The organism is Enterobacter sp. MEB024, from assembly GCF_030209635.1.
GTDB lineage: Bacteria > Pseudomonadota > Gammaproteobacteria > Enterobacterales > Enterobacteriaceae > Enterobacter > Enterobacter ludwigii.
The window spans coordinates 1-16,216 of record NZ_JARVRQ010000007.1 but is presented as its reverse complement, the minus strand read 5'-3'; the positions used below and the strand labels follow the sequence as shown (position 1 = coordinate 16,216).

Annotated in this window: 14 protein-coding genes and 2 tRNA genes; 11 read left to right on the top strand and 5 right to left on the bottom strand. The window is 52.6% G+C overall.

Annotation, left to right across the window (positions count from 1 at the left end; translation table 11 throughout):
* Positions 1-10: 10 nt before the first annotated feature.
* The gene (gene seqA, locus QRN24_RS14280) at positions 11-559 is read right to left on the bottom strand and encodes a replication initiation negative regulator SeqA (RefSeq protein WP_020884977.1); all 549 of its coding nucleotides are present in this window, start codon (positions 557-559) and stop codon (positions 11-13) included.
* Between the two features lie 183 nt (positions 560-742).
* Here seqA and ybfF point away from each other — a divergent pair, with 183 nt between their 5' ends.
* From ybfF to fur, 4 genes are all read left to right on the top strand, one after another.
* A complete protein-coding gene (gene ybfF / locus QRN24_RS14275) occupies positions 743-1,516 on the top strand; it encodes an esterase (protein WP_014169149.1) in 774 nt (257 codons plus the stop codon).
* A 128-nt stretch (positions 1,517-1,644) separates the two neighbouring features.
* Positions 1,645-1,932, top strand: coding sequence for a LexA regulated protein (gene ybfE / locus QRN24_RS14270; RefSeq protein WP_014169148.1), 288 nt, complete (start codon positions 1,645-1,647; stop codon positions 1,930-1,932).
* Positions 1,933-2,087: 155 nt separating this feature from the next.
* On the top strand, positions 2,088-2,618 hold the full coding sequence (fldA, locus tag QRN24_RS14265) for a flavodoxin FldA (protein ID WP_008501067.1): 531 nt from the start codon (positions 2,088-2,090) through the stop codon (positions 2,616-2,618).
* Positions 2,619-2,906: 288 nt separating this feature from the next.
* Complete coding sequence (gene fur, locus QRN24_RS14260) at positions 2,907-3,353, top strand: ferric iron uptake transcriptional regulator (RefSeq protein WP_014169146.1); 447 nt, start codon at positions 2,907-2,909, stop codon at positions 3,351-3,353.
* Positions 3,354-3,461: 108 nt separating this feature from the next.
* Here fur and QRN24_RS14255 read toward each other — a convergent pair whose 3' ends face one another.
* From QRN24_RS14255 to nagE, 4 genes are all read right to left on the bottom strand, one after another.
* Positions 3,462-3,791, bottom strand: a complete 330-nt coding sequence (locus QRN24_RS14255; RefSeq protein ID WP_025204664.1) for a ChiQ/YbfN family lipoprotein — start codon at positions 3,789-3,791, stop codon at positions 3,462-3,464.
* Between the two features lie 47 nt (positions 3,792-3,838).
* A complete protein-coding gene (gene chiP, locus QRN24_RS14250; protein ID WP_020884980.1) occupies positions 3,839-5,236 on the bottom strand; it encodes a chitoporin ChiP in 1,398 nt (465 codons plus the stop codon).
* Between the two features lie 446 nt (positions 5,237-5,682).
* Positions 5,683-7,350 carry a glutamine--tRNA ligase gene (gene glnS, locus QRN24_RS14240; RefSeq protein WP_025204665.1) on the bottom strand — a complete coding sequence of 556 codons (1,668 nt, stop codon included), beginning with the start codon at positions 7,348-7,350 and terminating at the stop codon, positions 5,683-5,685.
* A gap of 169 nt (positions 7,351-7,519) precedes the next feature.
* Complete coding sequence (gene nagE / locus QRN24_RS14235) at positions 7,520-9,469, bottom strand: PTS N-acetyl glucosamine transporter subunit IIABC (protein WP_149376176.1); 1,950 nt, start codon at positions 9,467-9,469, stop codon at positions 7,520-7,522.
* 326 nt (positions 9,470-9,795) lie between these two features.
* Between nagE and nagB the strand changes: the two genes are divergently transcribed.
* The 7 genes from nagB (at position 9,796) to QRN24_RS14200 (ending at position 16,138) form a co-directional block, all read left to right on the top strand.
* Positions 9,796-10,596, top strand: coding sequence for a glucosamine-6-phosphate deaminase (gene nagB, locus QRN24_RS14230; RefSeq protein WP_008501061.1), 801 nt, complete (start codon positions 9,796-9,798; stop codon positions 10,594-10,596).
* Between the two features lie 55 nt (positions 10,597-10,651).
* Entirely contained in the window at positions 10,652-11,800 is a 1,149-nt protein-coding gene (nagA, locus tag QRN24_RS14225; RefSeq protein ID WP_044857290.1) for an N-acetylglucosamine-6-phosphate deacetylase, read from the top strand.
* Between the two features lie 8 nt (positions 11,801-11,808).
* A complete protein-coding gene (gene nagC / locus QRN24_RS14220) occupies positions 11,809-13,029 on the top strand; it encodes a DNA-binding transcriptional regulator NagC (RefSeq protein ID WP_014169139.1) in 1,221 nt (406 codons plus the stop codon).
* 45 nt (positions 13,030-13,074) lie between these two features.
* Positions 13,075-13,827: a ribonucleotide monophosphatase NagD gene (gene nagD / locus QRN24_RS14215; RefSeq protein WP_020884984.1), complete on the top strand. Its 753-nt coding sequence runs from the start codon at positions 13,075-13,077 to the stop codon at positions 13,825-13,827.
* A 249-nt stretch (positions 13,828-14,076) separates the two neighbouring features.
* Positions 14,077-15,741 carry an asparagine synthase B gene (asnB, locus tag QRN24_RS14210; RefSeq protein WP_010428626.1) on the top strand — a complete coding sequence of 555 codons (1,665 nt, stop codon included), beginning with the start codon at positions 14,077-14,079 and terminating at the stop codon, positions 15,739-15,741.
* Positions 15,742-15,968: 227 nt separating this feature from the next.
* Positions 15,969-16,045 (top strand) — tRNA-Met (locus tag QRN24_RS14205).
* An 8-nt stretch (positions 16,046-16,053) separates the two neighbouring features.
* Positions 16,054-16,138: transfer RNA gene (locus tag QRN24_RS14200), tRNA-Leu, on the top strand.
* Positions 16,139-16,216: the final 78 nt, after the last annotated feature.

Here is a 16,216-nt window from a genome sequence, read left to right as displayed (position 1 = left end):
GATGCAAGGGTTAAATTGTACCGCAAACCTTTTCAATCAATTCCGCCGGGAACTGCATGGACTGCATGATGTGTTCAACCATGCTGCACTTGCGGCCCGTATTGGTATTGGTGATGACCCAGTACGGTGTGCCCGGGACATGTTTAGGTTTGGTTTGGTTGCCATTTTGCAGCAGCGTTTGCTCGTCGCCTGCGAAATAGACGCGGGTACGACCGTGCAGCGACTCGGTCGCTTCAGCAAACGCTTTGTTATCCAGTGAATAGAGTGTAGACAGCACCAGCATGAAGCGGTTAACCGCTTTTTTCTGCTCGGCGTACTCATCAGAGAGCAGCAACTCGCGCATCGCACGTACTTTGTCTTTCACTTGCGCGACGGCAGGTTTTGCTTGTGCAACAACGTTTTGTTGAGACACGACATCTTTAGTGACTGGGGTAGCAGGCTGTGAGGCGGCGGAAATTTTAAGCATGCGCCGTAAAATGTCGGACGCGCTCTCCCCGATATGCCGCGTCTGGCTGGCAATATACTGATAGAGTTCGTCATCAACTTCGATTGTTTTCATCTTAATCCAGTGCGATATCTTATCTGAATACAAGTCGTTGGGATTATAAAGTTAAATTCCAACAGCGGATAGCGTCAAACCAGGTTGGCGGCAAAAGTCAGATTAAACTGGAACCTTGCAGCCGGGCGGCAGAATGGTCAACATGATACCCTAACCTGACATACGTAAAAAAAGAACTTTGCCATGAAATTGAATACCCGAGCGCAAACTGCACAATCGCCGAACAATAATTCTCCCATCGTACTGGTTCACGGGCTTTTTGGCAGCCTGGATAACCTGGGGGTGCTGGCGCGCGATCTGGTTACCGATCACGATATTCTGCAGGTCGATATGCGAAATCACGGTCTTTCCGGGCGTTCAGAGGAGATGACCTACGCGGCAATGGCCCAGGATCTGCTCGATACGCTTGATGCCAACCATCTTCAGAAGGTGACGCTCATCGGGCATTCTATGGGCGGCAAGGCGGTAATGGCCCTGACGGCGCTGGCACCGGACAGAATCAACGGTCTGGTCGTGATCGACGTTGCCCCGGTGGATTACGACGTGCGCCGTCATGACGACATTTTTGCTGCCATCAATGCGGTGACAGAGGCTGGGGTTTCAACCCGCCAACAGGCCACAGCCGTCATGCGCGAACATCTTAATGAAGAAGGCGTTATTCAGTTTCTGCTGAAGTCGTTTGTCGACGGCCAGTGGCGTTTCAACGTGCCGGTACTCTGGGCGCAGTACAACAACATCGTCGGCTGGGATACGGTGCCCGCCTGGCAACACCCTACCCTCTTTATTCGCGGCGGTAACTCCCCTTATGTCACCGACGCCTACCGCGACACCTTGCTGGCGCAATTCCCGCAGGCGCGCGCCCATGTCATCGCCGGTGCCGGACACTGGGTTCACGCGGAAAAACCTGACGCCGTGTTACGCGCCATCCGCCGCTATCTCTCTGATACTGCGAATTGATTAAAAAGAGAGCGACTGGAAGGTTGCGGGCTTCCAGTCGTTGGCGTGCCGTTTTTGGTGATGTATGATGGCGCGCTCATCGCCCGGGCAATAGCAGGGCGGCTTGTTTCCCCCGAAGTCTCAGAATCATGGCCAAAGAACAAACGGACCGTACGACACTAGATCTGTTCGCGAATGAGCGTCGACCGGGACGACCGAAAACGAATCCGCTTTCGCGCGATGAACAGCTGCGTATTAATAAACGCAACCAGCTTAAACGCGATAAAAATCGTGGGCTTAAGCGTGTCGAACTGAAGCTCAATGCCGACGCCGTCGATGCGCTTAACGAACTGGCTGAAGCGCGTAATATCAGCCGTAGCGAGCTCATTGAAGAGATGTTGATCGCCCAGCTTGAGACGTTGCGCCGCCAGGCATAAGTCTGAAAATCCCCTTTCTTACCCTTTTCATGTAGCACAGAGTGCAGTCCTGCGCGATAGCTGTTTCCGCGGGGTTGCCAGTTCTGCTATTATTGCCCTTATCCGTGGACAAATTGCGCCACCATACCATTAAGTTTCAAGAGGTTATTTTACTCATGGCAATCATCGGCATTTTCTTCGGCAGTGATACCGGCAATACCGAAAATATCGCAAAAAACATTCAAAAACAGCTCGGTAAAGACGTTGCCGATGTGCATGACATCGCCAAGAGCAGCAAAGAAGATCTCGAAGGCTATGACATCCTGTTGCTGGGTATCCCAACCTGGTACTACGGTGAAGCCCAGTGTGACTGGGATGATTTCTTCCCGACGCTGGAAGAAGTGGACTTCAACGGCAAGCTGGTCGCCCTGTTTGGCTGCGGCGATCAGGAAGACTACGCTGAGTACTTCTGTGACGCGCTGGGCACTATCCGCGATATCATTGAACCGAATGGTGCAGTTATCGTAGGCCACTGGCCGACTGCCGGTTACCACTTCGAAGCGTCTAAAGGCCTGGCCGATGACGACCACTTCGTGGGTCTGGCGATCGACGAAGATCGTCAGCCAGAACTGACCGCAGAGCGCGTTGAGAAGTGGGTGAAGCAGATCCGCGAAGAACTGCACCTGGACGATATTCTTAACGCCTGATTGTTATTGTGGCGCAACCCCGGTTGCGCCCAGGAACCAGGTCAAACGATTAAATTAATCGCTACAATCTTTTAACTTTTTCGCCCAGACCTGTACAATGTCTCCCAGGTAAAATGGGGTGCCATTGAGTAAGTTTGTCGGTGATACCACGTTTTTATAAGCATACTTTGCCTGAGACTTGCAGTTTTCATTTAGCCATGGCAGTTCTATAATGAGACGCATTATTCCAGGTGCATTTTCTGTCACTTCCTCCAGAAGTGAATCGTTTAGCAACAGGACAGATTCCGCATGACTGACAACAATACCGCATTAAAGAAGGCTGGCCTGAAAGTTACGCTTCCTCGGTTAAAAATCCTTGAAGTGCTTCAGGGTCCAGACAATCACCATGTCAGTGCGGAAGACCTTTACAAGCGTCTTATCGACATGGGTGAAGAGATTGGGCTGGCAACCGTCTATCGCGTGCTGAACCAGTTTGATGACGCGGGCATTGTTACCCGTCATAATTTCGAAGGCGGTAAATCTGTATTCGAACTGACCCAGCAGCAGCACCACGATCACCTGATCTGCCTGGATTGTGGCAAGGTCATTGAATTTAGCGATGATTCCATCGAAGCACGTCAGCGTGAAATCGCTGCTCGTCATGGTATCCGCCTGACCAACCATAGCCTGTATCTGTATGGTCACTGTGCTGAAGGTGATTGCCGCGAAGACGATCACGCACACGACGCCAAATAAGTCGAACTTTCATACTCTGAGCCAGCCGCAAGGTTGGCTTTTTTTTGCCTGTCACCCGGCGAAAAAAAGCCCGGTAAGCACAGCGCCACCGGGCCTTAACACGCTTAATTAATTTCCGTTGTTACTGCGTATTTCCTTCCAGATCTGGTCGCAACGCTTCGCCACTTCCTGATCGTTACCGGTTTTACGCGCCTGAATGCAGGCCTGATAGTCCATCACGCGAACATTTTCCTGCGTCGCAAACTGCTCATGCGCCTTCTCTTTCTTCAGCACATTCAGCACGCTCTGGCAGGCTTCAATTTTCTCCGGTGAGCCTTCAGCGGTGTTAATGCAGGCGCTGTAAGCCTCCTTCAGGCGAGAATCTTCTTTCGGTGCCGGGTCCTGGGCGCAAGCCACCAGCCCCGAGGCCAGCAACGCGACGATTACCATTTTTTTCATCATGTGCAGTCTCCATTCCGGCGGGACGGAACCCGCCGGAGCGTTCATCAGAAGATAGTGAATGGTGCGATAACCATGAATTTCACGTCACGTTCATCCTGGAAGATGTTGCCGTAACCGCCCGCGTAGCTTGGAATATCAGAGTGGTTGTCATACTGCGTGAAGTGCAGCTTGAACATCGTGCCTTTCGCACGTCCATCCTGCACGGTATAGATGGCATCCAGGCTGTAAGAGGACTCTTTCAGACGGTAGTTCGGATCGTAGTACGCATCCGGTGTGGCCATGTCGCCCGGTTTGGCGTCCCAGGCATACGCGTAGGAGGCGCCCACCGCCCAGCCCGGCAGGTTCCAGTTTTTCAGGTCATACATTGCGCCGAAGAAGACCGCTTTTTCGCCGTCGGCGTTGAAGTCAGAGCGGTTATCCCACCAGATATCCAGACGACCGTTGGAAGATGCGTAAGTCGGGGTCATACGCTGCAGGAAGTAGCCCTGCTGCCCTTCCGCCTTCACCCATGTCCCTTCCAGACGCAAATCCACCTGCCCCACTTTGTAGCCAAAGGTCAGCGCCTGCAGCCAGGCCGTGCCGTCATAAATATCGTTGACGCCACCATCGCTGACTTTGTCTCGCGTGCCGTAGAACTGGTAACTGGTACTCAACGGACTCCCTGCGATATCAAACTTGTAGCTGGCTTTGGCAAAATACTGATCGATATAGCCTTCAGCCTGACCAAAGGCGGCTTCTAACACGAGGTCGTTTTTAAAATCGTACTTCGCACCCAGCGAGTGGAGGTAATCCACTTTGGTCTTTTTATCGTTCTGGTAAAACTTATCCATTTCGATATGCCACGGGGCTTTGTATTCGTTGGTCCACATATAGGAGAAACTCAACGCACCCGCATCACCGTAGTCAAAGTTAGCGCCGGCTTCAGCGCCCTGGTAAGTACCAGGCATAAAACTCCAGTGTGGCGCTAACAGGGTTTGGCCAGTTGGCTGAATATATCCGCCGCGCGCCCAGACTGGACCATATTTGAATTTCGCAGCGGCTTTATACAGGCTGATACCGCTTTTATCGCCGGACCAGTCTTCTTTATAGGCCTTATTGCTGGACGAGAAGGCAATTTCGTTCGGGTGTCCGCTGTCGCCATTTTCCGCCATTTCAATTGCCGTGAACGCGGCAATATCCAGGCCGAACATATCGGCGGCATAGCCTGACTGGAAGTCGAGGTTGGCGTTCCAGGTAGAGTGAGAAAGGTTGGTTTTGTATTTGTCTTCGGTAACGTCTTTACGGTCACGTTCACGCTGCCAGTAATAAATACCGCCCGTGAGGGTAGAATCTTCGATGAAACCTGCTGCCTTAGCCTCTGGCGCAATCACCAGGCCTGACATTGCTGTCACACCGGCGATAGCCAGCGCCAGCGCACTACGTTTGCCACTGAACGTACGCATAGATTATTCCTCTTTGACGAATTAAAACGCCTGAACGGCGAAAAAGATAAAAGACCAAAAGGTCAGGGGTAGTCAGAAATACCCTCGAATTAACTACCGCCTTTAGGTTATTTTTCGCGACGCGAATTATCAATGCTTTTCAGTGGGCAAAAGTCAGGATTATGACGAAGTGCACATAATTCGTAGTGCTTTGTAACATTTAGCGGGAGACGAGATTTGGCGGGGCAAGTCATTAAATTCAAGCCAGTAATTGTGTAAATTACTGGTTATTTTCAGGCCTTCAATATTTTCAGAAATATACAAACTTTTTTTAGAAAAATAAGTAGCACCACATTGACCTGAATATTGCGCAGACATTATTTTTGCTCGCGCTTAACGATATGATCATTCAATAAAAAAACGCCGCATTACGCGGCGTTTGTCTCTCATTGACCAGAGCAGCGTTATTATTCGCCGACTTTAGTCCAGGTATCACGCAGACCAACGGTACGGTTAAACACCGGTTTTTCCGAGGTACTGTGACGGCTGTCGAGGCAGAAGTAGCCTTCACGTTCGAACTGGAACGCTTTGCCCGCTTCAGCGGCTTTCAGAGACGGCTCAGCATACCCCTGCTTGATGACCAGAGATTCCGGGTTGATTGTCGCCAGGAAGTCTTCTGCTGCACCTGGGTTAGGCACGCTGAACAGACGATCGTACAGCCGAATTTCAACCGGCAGCGCATGTGTTGCACTTACCCAGTGGATCACGCCTTTCACTTTGCGGCCATCTGCCGGATCTTTGCTCAGGGTTTCAGCGTCGTAAGAGCAGAAGATGGTGGTGATATTCCCTTCCGCATCTTTCTCAACACGCTCAGCTTTGATCACGTATGCGTTACGCAGACGCACCTCTTTACCCAGCACCAGACGCTTGTACTGCTTGTTCGCTTCTTCGCGGAAGTCAGCACGATCGATCCAGATTTCACCGCTGAACGGCACGTCACGGGTGCCCATCTCCGGCTTGTTCGGATGGTTAGGCATGGAGACCATTTCGCTCGCGCCCTGCGGGTAGTTTTCGATAACCAGTTTTACCGGATCGATGACGGCCATTGCGCGCGGCGCGTTGTCGTTCAGATCTTCACGGATGCAGGATTCCAGAGAGGCGATCTCAATGGTGTTATCCTGCTTGGTCACGCCGATGCGCTTACAGAACTCGCGAATAGACGCGGCAGTATAACCACGGCGACGCAGACCCGAGATGGTTGGCATACGCGGATCGTCCCAGCCCTCAACGTGCTTGTCGGTCACCAGCAGGTTCAGCTTACGCTTGGACATCACCGTGTATTCCAGATTCAGACGAGAGAATTCGTACTGACGCGGATGCACCGGGATCGTGATGTTATCCAGAACCCAGTCGTACAGACGGCGGTTGTCCTGGAACTCCAGCGTACACAGGGAGTGCGTAATGCCTTCCAGCGCATCGCTGATGCAGTGGGTAAAGTCGTACATCGGGTAGATGCACCACTTGTTACCGGTCTGATGGTGTTCAGCGAACTTGATACGGTACAGAACCGGATCGCGCATCACGATGAACGGTGATGCCATGTCGATTTTGGCACGCAGGCAGGCTTTACCTTCCTCGAAGCCACCCGCACGCATTTTTTCAAACAGCGCCAGATTCTCTTCAACGCTGCGATCGCGGAATGGGCTGTTTTTACCCGGCGCGGTCAGCGTGCCGCGGTATTCGCGGATCTCTTCAGCAGACAGCTCGTCGACATACGCCAGACCTTTATTGATAAGCTCGACCGCATAGGCATACAGCTGATCAAAATAGTCAGAGGAGTAGCAGATATCGCCAGACCAGTTGAAGCCCAGCCATTGCACGTCATTCTTAATAGACTCAACGTATTCGATGTCTTCTTTTACTGGGTTGGTGTCATCGAAACGCAGGTTGCACTGTCCCTGGTAGTCTTGCGCGATGCCAAAGTTCAGGCAGATCGATTTTGCATGACCAATATGCAGGTAGCCGTTTGGCTCCGGCGGGAAACGGGTATGAACTGTGGTGTGCTTACCACTGGCCAGATCTTCATCGATGATCTGACGAATAAAGTTACTCGGGCGGGCTTCAGCCTCACTCATCGTGGATTCCTCAAAGCGTAAACAACGTATAACGGCATATGATCTTATAAGCCGGACGTAGTGACAACCCTTAAAACGTCTCTGAAGAAAATAATGGGGGCAATTGCTGCAAAAAAAAGCGGCGGAGGAAAACCCCCGCCGCTTAAGGCATGACTCTACTCAGGAGCGATTACTTGCCTTTAATCTCATACAGTGGCGTCTGGCCCGCAACGACCTGACCTTTCGCCTGAATCACCAGGCCGCTGAAGTCGTCGATATTGCTGCAAACGACCGGGCTAATCATGGAGCGCGCGTTAGCGTTCAGGTAATCCAGATCCATTTCCAGAATCGGCTGACCTGCCACCACGTCGGCCCCCTCTTCCACCAGGCGAGTAAAGCCCTGACCGTTCAGCGCGACGGTATCGATACCCATATGGACAACGATCTCCGCACCCTTTTCTGTTTCGAGGCAGAACGCATGGTTGGTGTTGAAGATTTTAACGATGGTCCCGGCAGCCGGTGACACCACGGTTTTGTCCGTTGGTTTCACCGCCACACCGTCACCGACAGCTTTGCTGGCAAACGCTTCGTCAGGCACCTGCTCAATCGCAACCACTTCACCGGTAATCGGTGAAACCAGCGCGGCAATGGTCGTTGCGTTAGGGACGGCCTGCGGTTTTGCCGCCGGGGCTTCCGTCACTGGCGCGCTGTTCGCTGCAGAAGCCGCGATCGGTCCACGGGCAACCACTTTCTTCATTTCATCGCCAATCGATTCCGCTTTCGCACCCACGATAACCTGGATGGTCTGCTTGTTCAGTTTCACCACACCGGATGCGCCAAGGCGTTTACACATGGCATCGTTAACGCGCGCAGAATCACCTACCGTCAGACGCAGACGGGTAATACATGCATCGATAGCTTTCAGGTTATCCGTACCGCCTACTGCGGCAATATAATTGGTTGCCAGCTGGGTCAGCCCTTCTTCGGTATTGCTGTTAGCTTCGCCAGTAACGATGTCGTCTTTCGTATCTTCGCGGCCTGGTGTTTTCAGGTTAAACATACGAATGACTGCGCTAAACAGAACGAAGTAGATAACGAAGAACACCAGACCCATTGCGACCAGCATCCAGACGTTCTTGCTCGCCGCGGGCAGGTTGTACATCAACACGTAGTCGATCGCGCCGGCGGAGAAGGAGAAGCCCGCATGGATACCCAGCAGCGTTGCAACAAACAGGCTAATACCCGTCAGCACAGCGTGCATGAGGTACAGCAGCGGAGCCAGGAACATGAACAGGAATTCCAGCGGCTCAGTAACACCTGTCAGGAACGCGGTGATGGCAACTGACAGCAGCATCCCGCCAACCATTGGACGACGCGCTTTCGGTGCGGCCAGGTACATAGCCAGCGCCGCGCCCGGCAGACCAAACATCATGATAGGGAAGAAGCCCGACATGAACATGCCCGCGGTGCCGTCACCTGCGTAGAAGCGGTTGATATCCCCGTGGAATACCGCGCCCGCGGCGTTGGTAAACTCACCAATCTGGAACCAGGCAATGGTGTTCAGCACCTGATGCAGGCCGGTTGGGATCAACAGACGGTTGATGAAACCGAAGATACCCGCACCCACTGCGCCAGCGGAAACAATCCACTCACCGCCCGCATGGATAGCGTGCTGCACCGGTGGCCAGATGTAGCCAAAGATCGCGGCCAGAATCAGACAGAAGAAGCCTGTCGCAATCGGCACAAAACGTTTTCCACCGAAGAAGCTCAGGAAGTCTGGCAGTTTGATCCCCGCCCAACGGTTATAAACAGCCCCGCCGACCAGACCGGTAATGATACCTGCCAGAACGCCCATGTTAATTTCTGGGTTTATCGTCACCATCGCTTTCGTCAGGATGAAGTAACCGACAGCCCCGGCCAGCGCCGCTGCACCCGCGCTGTCTTTTGACCAGCTGGATGCCACACCGATGGCGAAAATCAGCGCCAGATTGTCAAAAATCGCGCCACCCGCTTGCGCGATAAATGGCACATTAAGCAGATCGGGTTGCCCGAATCGCAGCAGCAGTGCTGCAACCGGTAGCACGGCGATAGGGAGCTGCAAAGCCCTACCGAGGCGCTGGAAAAAACCTAAAATATTCATCCTATTCCCCCTACGAGACCCTTATTAAGGCTCGTGCATAAACTATGTTTTTATTGTGTCGACAACGATAAATACAGTTGATGATTCACTGGCATTGTGAGTGTGTGAAAAATTAATTCGTATCGCAAATTAAACACGTATTTTTTGTGATTTTTGTCACCAAATATCGTTAATAACCCTCCCTTTCTCTGGCTAACAGTGAAAACTTATTTTATCATTCAAAAAATCAAGACGGATTGATCCGGCCTGAAAGGTTCCAGGTTACGCTTAGTTCAGGTTCAGATAGCCATCCGCCCACTCTTCTACTTTAACTCTTGAGGTGAACAATGAGACTGATTCCCCTGGCAACTGCTGAACAAGTCGGTAAATGGGCCGCCCGTCATATCGTTAACCGTATTAACGCGTTCAAACCCACCGCCGATCGTCCTTTCGTTCTCGGCCTTCCTACCGGCGGCACGCCGCTGACCGCGTATAAAGCCCTGGTTGAGATGCATAAAGCAGGCCAAGTTAGCTTTAAACATGTTGTGACCTTCAACATGGATGAGTATGTCGGCTTACCCAAGGATCATCCGGAAAGCTACCATAGCTTTATGCACCGTAATTTCTTTGATCACGTTGATATTCCGGCTGAAAACATTAACCTGCTGAATGGAAACGCGCCTGATATTGACGCAGAATGCCGTCAGTATGAAGAAAAAATCCGTTCCTACGGTAAAATCCACCTGTTCATGGGTGGCGTGGGCAACGATGGTCATATCGCGTTCAACGAACCGGCCTCTTCTCTGGCTTCCCGTACGCGTATTAAAACCCTGACCCATGACACGCGCGTGGCAAACTCCCGCTTCTTTGACGGTGATGTTAACCAGGTTCCAAAATACGCCCTGACCGTAGGCGTAGGCACCCTGCTGGATGCCGAAGAAGTGATGATTCTGGTTCTGGGCGGCGTGAAAGCGCAGGCGCTCCAGGCTGCCGTTGAAGGCAACGTTAACCACATGTGGACCATCAGCTGCCTGCAGCTGCATCCAAAATCAGTCATCGTGTGCGACGAACCGTCCACGATGGAGCTGAAAGTGAAAACGCTGAAATACTTCAACGAGTTAGAAGCTGAGAACATCAAAGGTCTGTAATTGAATAACCGCCTCTTCATCAAGAGGCGGCCGCTTTTTTTAACCGGGGGTCGTTATGTACGCTTTAACCCACGGTCGGATTTATACCGGCCATGATATTCTGGATGACCATGCGATTGTTATCGCCGATGGCCTGATTGAACGTGTTTGCCCACTGGCAGAGCTGCCGCCGGGGATTGAACAGCGCTCACTCAATGGAGCAGTAATCTCCCCCGGTTTCATCGACGTACAGCTGAACGGCTGCGGCGGTGTGCAATTTAATGATACCGCGGAGGCGGTGACGGTCGACACGCTGGAAATCATGCAGAAAGCCAACGAGAAATCGGGCTGCACCAGCTATCTGCCAACCCTCATCACCAGCAGTGATGATCTCATGAAACAGGGTATCCGCGTGATGCGCGACTACCTGGCAAAACACCCTAATCAGGCGCTGGGTCTGCATCTTGAAGGACCGTGGCTGAACATCGTGAAAAAAGGGACGCATAACCCGGATTACGTGCGTAAACCTGACGCTGAGCTGGTCGACTACCTGTGTGCCAACGCCGATGTGATCACCAAAGTGACGCTGGCTCCTGAAATCGCGGGACCTGACGTTATCAGCAAACTGGCCGCCGCCGGGATTGTCGTTTCAGCGGGCCATTCAAACGCAACGCAAAAAGAAGCGAAAGCAGGTTTCCGCGCCGGCATTACCTTTGCGACGCACCTGTACAACGCGATGCCGTATATCACCGGTCGTGAACCTGGGCTGGTCGGGGCAATTCTCGATGAGCAGGACGTTTACTGCGGCATTATTGCTGACGGCTTGCACGTCGATTACACCAACATTCGCAACGCCAAGCGCCTGAAAGGTGACAAACTCTGTCTGGTAACCGATGCCACCGCACCGGCAGGAGCAAATATTGAGCAGTTCATTTTTGCCGGTAAAACAATATACTACCGCAATGGACTGTGTGTTGATGAAAACGGTACGCTGAGTGGTTCCTCCCTGACGATGATTGAAGGGGTGCGTAACCTGGTTGAACATTGCGGGATTGCGCTTGATGAAGTCCTGCGTATGGCGACCCTTTATCCTGCGCGCGCGATGGGCGTAGATAAACAGCTTGGCGGAATTGCACCAGGTATGGTTGCAAACCTGACGGCATTCACACACGATTATAAAATTATCAAGACCATCGTTAATGGTAACGAGGTCGTCACTGAGTAAGTAAAAGTATGACACCAGGCGGACAAGCTCAAATCGGTAATGTCGATCTCGTTAAACAACTTAACAGCGCGGCGGTTTATCGTCTGATTGACCAACACGGGCCAATCTCGCGCATTCAGATAGCCGAACAAAGCCAGCTTGCTCCCGCCAGCGTGACAAAAATTACCCGTCAGCTCATTGAGCGCGGACTGATCAAAGAAGTCGATCAGCAGGCCTCCACCGGAGGCCGCCGCGCCATCTCCATTATTACCGAAACCCGCAATTTTCAGGCGATCGGCGTCCGTCTTGGTCGTCATGACACCACCCTTACGCTCTATGATCTGAGCAGCAAAGCCATCGCGGAAGAACACTACCCGCTTCCGGAGCGCACTCAGGAGACGCTGGAACACGCGCTGCTGAATACCATTGAACACTTTATCGAGAGCTGTCAGCGCAAAATCCGTGAACTGATTGCGATCTCGGTGATCCTGCCAGGCCTGGTAGACCCCGAAAGCGGCGTGATCCGTTATATGCCCCATATAAAGGTTGAGAACTGGGGGCTGGTAGATGCGCTGGAAAAACGCTTTAAAGTGACCTGTTTCGTGGGGCACGACATCCGCTCTCTGGCCCTGGCAGAGCACTACTTTGGTGCGAGCCAGGATTGTGAAGATTCGATTCTGGTGCGCGTACACCGCGGGACAGGGGCAGGCATCATCTCTAACGGGCGCATTTTTATTGGCCGCAACGGTAACGTCGGTGAGATTGGTCATATTCAGGTAGAGCCGCTTGGCGAACGCTGCCACTGCGGAAACTTTGGCTGTCTGGAGACGATTGCCGCCAACACGGCGATTGAACAGCGGGTGCGCCATCTGCTTGAACAGGGTTACCAGAGCCGCGTCACGCTGGACGATTGCAAGATAGGGACTATCTGCAAAGCCGCCAACAAAGGCGACGCGCTGGCCTGTGAAGTTATTGAGCAGGTGGGTCGCCATCTGGGTAAAACCATCGCCATCGCCATCAACCTGTTTAACCCGCAAAAAGTGGTGATCGCCGGTGAGATTGTGGAGGCCGAGAAGGTCCTGCTGCCCGCCATTGAAGGCTGCATTAACACTCAGGCGCTGAAAGCCTTCCGCCAGAACCTTCCCGTCGTTCGTTCTAAGCTTGACCATCGCTCAGCGATAGGCGCATTTGCGCTGGTTAAACGCGCCATGCTCAACGGTATTCTGTTGCAACATTTGCTGGAAAGTTGATCGGGTCTTATAGTAACGCCTTCTTTTTTTGATGTCGGAATGTCCATGACCATTAAGAATGTAATTTGTGATATCGACGGCGTGCTGATGCACGACAACGTTGCTGTACCAGGTGCTGCGGAGTTTCTTCACCGCATCATCGACAAAGGAATGCCTCTGGTTCTTCTCACGAACTACCCTTCTCAGACCGGTCAGGACCTGGCAAACCGCTTTGCCACAGCAGGCGTCAACGTGCCGGACAGCGTGTTTTATACCTCTGCCATGGCCACCGCTGATTTCCTCAAGCGCCAGGAAGGAAAAAAGGCCTACGTGGTGGGTGAAGGGGCGCTGATCCACGAGTTATATAAGGCAGGGTTTACCATCACAGATGTGAACCCGGACTTTGTGATCGTTGGCGAAACGCGCTCCTATAACTGGGAGATGATGCACAAAGCCTCCTACTTTGTTGCCAACGGTGCGCGTTTTATTGCCACCAACCCGGATACCCACGGCCGTGGTTTTTACCCTGCATGCGGCGCGCTGTGTGCCGGTATCGAAAAGATCTCTGGCCGGAAACCGTTCTACGTGGGCAAGCCCAGCCCGTGGATCATCCGTGCCGCGCTGAACAAGATGCAGGCCCACTCTGAAGAAACGGTGATTGTCGGCGACAACCTGCGCACCGATATCCTGGCCGGATTCCAGGCGGGCCTGGAAACCATTCTGGTGCTTTCCGGTGTCTCCACGCTCGACGATATTGACGCCATGCCCTTCCGGCCGAGCTGGATTTATCCCTCCGTCGAAGAAATTGATATTATCTGATCCCAAACCACGCCTCAGCGCGTGGTTTTTTATTTTCACGCCCGATAAACAACCCCGCATCTAACAAAACAGCCGATTTATTGCATAATCATCAATAAAAGCGTTCATGACGTACTCGTTTTTCACTATTCGGCAATCAGCATTGCACTATTTCCGTTTTATCCCGTAAAACCCTTGCGCGGCCTCCCCCTTTGCGGCATTTTCATAAGCAAGCAACATTACAAAGCAACAGGGTTAACGGAGAAGGTTATGTGTTCAATTTTTGGCGTACTGGATATTAAAACTGACGCAGGCGAACTGCGTAAAAAGGCACTCGAATTGTCCCGCCTGATGCGCCATCGCGGCCCGGACTGGTCCGGCGTTTACGCCAGCGATAAAGCCATCCTGGCACACGAACGTCTGTCCATTGTTGACGTCAACGCCGGTGCGCAGCCGCTGTATAACGAGAAAAAAACACACGCGCTGGCTGTCAACGGTGAAATCTATAACCATCAGGCGCTGCGCGCCGAGTACGGCGACCGTTACGCCTTCCAGACCGGCTCTGACTGTGAAGTGATCCTGGCGCTGTATCAGGAGAAAGGCCCGGAATTCCTCGATGATCTGCAGGGTATGTTTGCCTTCGCCCTGTACGACAGCGAAAAAGATGCCTATCTGATTGGCCGCGACCATATTGGTATTATCCCGCTGTATATGGGTCACGATGAACACGGCAACTTTTATGTCGCCTCAGAAATGAAAGCCCTGGTACCGGTTTGCCGCACCATTAAAGAGTTCCCGGCAGGAAGTTACCTGTGGAGTAAAGACGGCGAGATCCGTCAGTACTATCAGCGCGACTGGTTCGACTATGATGCGGTTAAAGACAACGTGACTGATAAAGCCGAACTGCGTCAGGCGCTGGAAGATTCTGTTAAAAGCCACCTGATGTCAGATGTGCCTTACGGCGTACTGCTCTCCGGCGGGCTGGACTCGTCCGTGATCTCCGCGATCACCAAGAAATTCGCCGCGCGTCGTGTTGAAGATCAGGAACGTTCAGAAGCCTGGTGGCCGCAGCTGCACTCCTTTGCTGTGGGCCTGGAAGGCGCACCGGATCTGAAAGCCGCGCAGGAAGTGGCAAACCATCTCGGTACCGTGCACCATGAGATCCACTTCACCGTGCAGGAAGGGCTGGATGCGATCCGCGATGTTATCTACCACATCGAAACCTACGATGTGACCACCATTCGCGCTTCCACGCCGATGTACCTGATGTCGCGTAAGATCAAAGCGATGGGCATTAAGATGGTGCTCTCCGGTGAAGGGTCTGACGAAGTGTTTGGCGGCTACCTCTATTTCCACAAAGCGCCGAACGCAAAAGAGCTGCATGAAGAGACAGTACGTAAACTGCAGGCGCTGCATATGTTTGACTGCGCACGCGCCAACAAAGCGATGTCTGCCTGGGGGGTGGAAGCCCGTGTTCCCTTCCTGGATAAGAAATTCCTCGACGTTGCAATGCGCATCAACCCGCAGGACAAAATGTGCGGCAACGGCAAAATGGAGAAACATATCCTGCGTGAATGTTTCGAATCCTACCTGCCGGCGAGCGTGGCATGGCGTCAGAAAGAGCAGTTCTCTGACGGTGTCGGGTATAGCTGGATCGATACCCTGAAAGAGGTGGCGGCAAAACAGGTTTCCGATCAGCAACTGGAAACCGCGAGCTTCCGCTTCCCGTACAACACGCCAGGCTCCAAAGAAGCGTATCTGTACCGTGAAATCTTTGAAGAGTTGTTCCCGGTGCCGAGTGCGGCGGAGTGTGTTCCGGGCGGCCCGTCCGTTGCCTGTTCTTCGGCTAAAGCCATTGAATGGGATGAATCTTTCAAGTCAATGAACGATCCATCAGGACGTGCGGTAGGCGTACACCAGTCTGCCTATAAGTAATCGAAAAGCATCCAATCAGGCCCTGCGGGGCCTGATTTTTTTTGCCCCCTTTTTCACTCCCCAAAAACGATAAATAACCAATAATTGCCGAATATTCGGTCACGCTGTTCGCAACCTAACCAAACAGTCACATTCCGGCTATTTTCGTTGAAAAAGGTGTTGACGCTGCAAGGGTCTATACGCATAATGCGCCCCGCAACGCCGATAAGGTAACGCGAAAAAAAGATGGCTACGTAGCTCAGTTGGTTAGAGCACATCACTCATAATGATGGGGTCACAGGTTCGAATCCCGTCGTAGCCACCATCTTTTTTGCGGGAGTGGCGAAATTGGTAGACGCACCAGATTTAGGTTCTGGCGCCGCAAGGTGTGCGAGTTCAAGTCTCGCCTCCCGCACCATTCCCAGGTAAGCGTTGCACGGATGGGGTATCGCCAAGCGGTAAGGCACCGGTTTTTGATACCGGCATTCCCTGGTTC

Coding starts and splice junctions, on each gene's coding strand:
- seqA (WP_020884977.1), bottom strand. CDS start 559: ATGAAAACAATCGAAGTTGATGACGAACTCTATCAGTATATTGCCAGC.
- ybfF (WP_014169149.1), top strand. CDS start 743: ATGAAATTGAATACCCGAGCGCAAACTGCACAATCGCCGAACAATAAT.
- ybfE (WP_014169148.1), top strand. CDS start 1,645: ATGGCCAAAGAACAAACGGACCGTACGACACTAGATCTGTTCGCGAAT.
- fldA (WP_008501067.1), top strand. CDS start 2,088: ATGGCAATCATCGGCATTTTCTTCGGCAGTGATACCGGCAATACCGAA.
- fur (WP_014169146.1), top strand. CDS start 2,907: ATGACTGACAACAATACCGCATTAAAGAAGGCTGGCCTGAAAGTTACG.
- QRN24_RS14255 (WP_025204664.1), bottom strand. CDS start 3,791: ATGAAAAAAATGGTAATCGTCGCGTTGCTGGCCTCGGGGCTGGTGGCT.
- chiP (WP_020884980.1), bottom strand. CDS start 5,236: ATGCGTACGTTCAGTGGCAAACGTAGTGCGCTGGCGCTGGCTATCGCC.
- glnS (WP_025204665.1), bottom strand. CDS start 7,350: ATGAGTGAGGCTGAAGCCCGCCCGAGTAACTTTATTCGTCAGATCATC.
- nagE (WP_149376176.1), bottom strand. CDS start 9,469: ATGAATATTTTAGGTTTTTTCCAGCGCCTCGGTAGGGCTTTGCAGCTC.
- nagB (WP_008501061.1), top strand. CDS start 9,796: ATGAGACTGATTCCCCTGGCAACTGCTGAACAAGTCGGTAAATGGGCC.
- nagA (WP_044857290.1), top strand. CDS start 10,652: ATGTACGCTTTAACCCACGGTCGGATTTATACCGGCCATGATATTCTG.
- nagC (WP_014169139.1), top strand. CDS start 11,809: ATGACACCAGGCGGACAAGCTCAAATCGGTAATGTCGATCTCGTTAAA.
- nagD (WP_020884984.1), top strand. CDS start 13,075: ATGACCATTAAGAATGTAATTTGTGATATCGACGGCGTGCTGATGCAC.
- asnB (WP_010428626.1), top strand. CDS start 14,077: ATGTGTTCAATTTTTGGCGTACTGGATATTAAAACTGACGCAGGCGAA.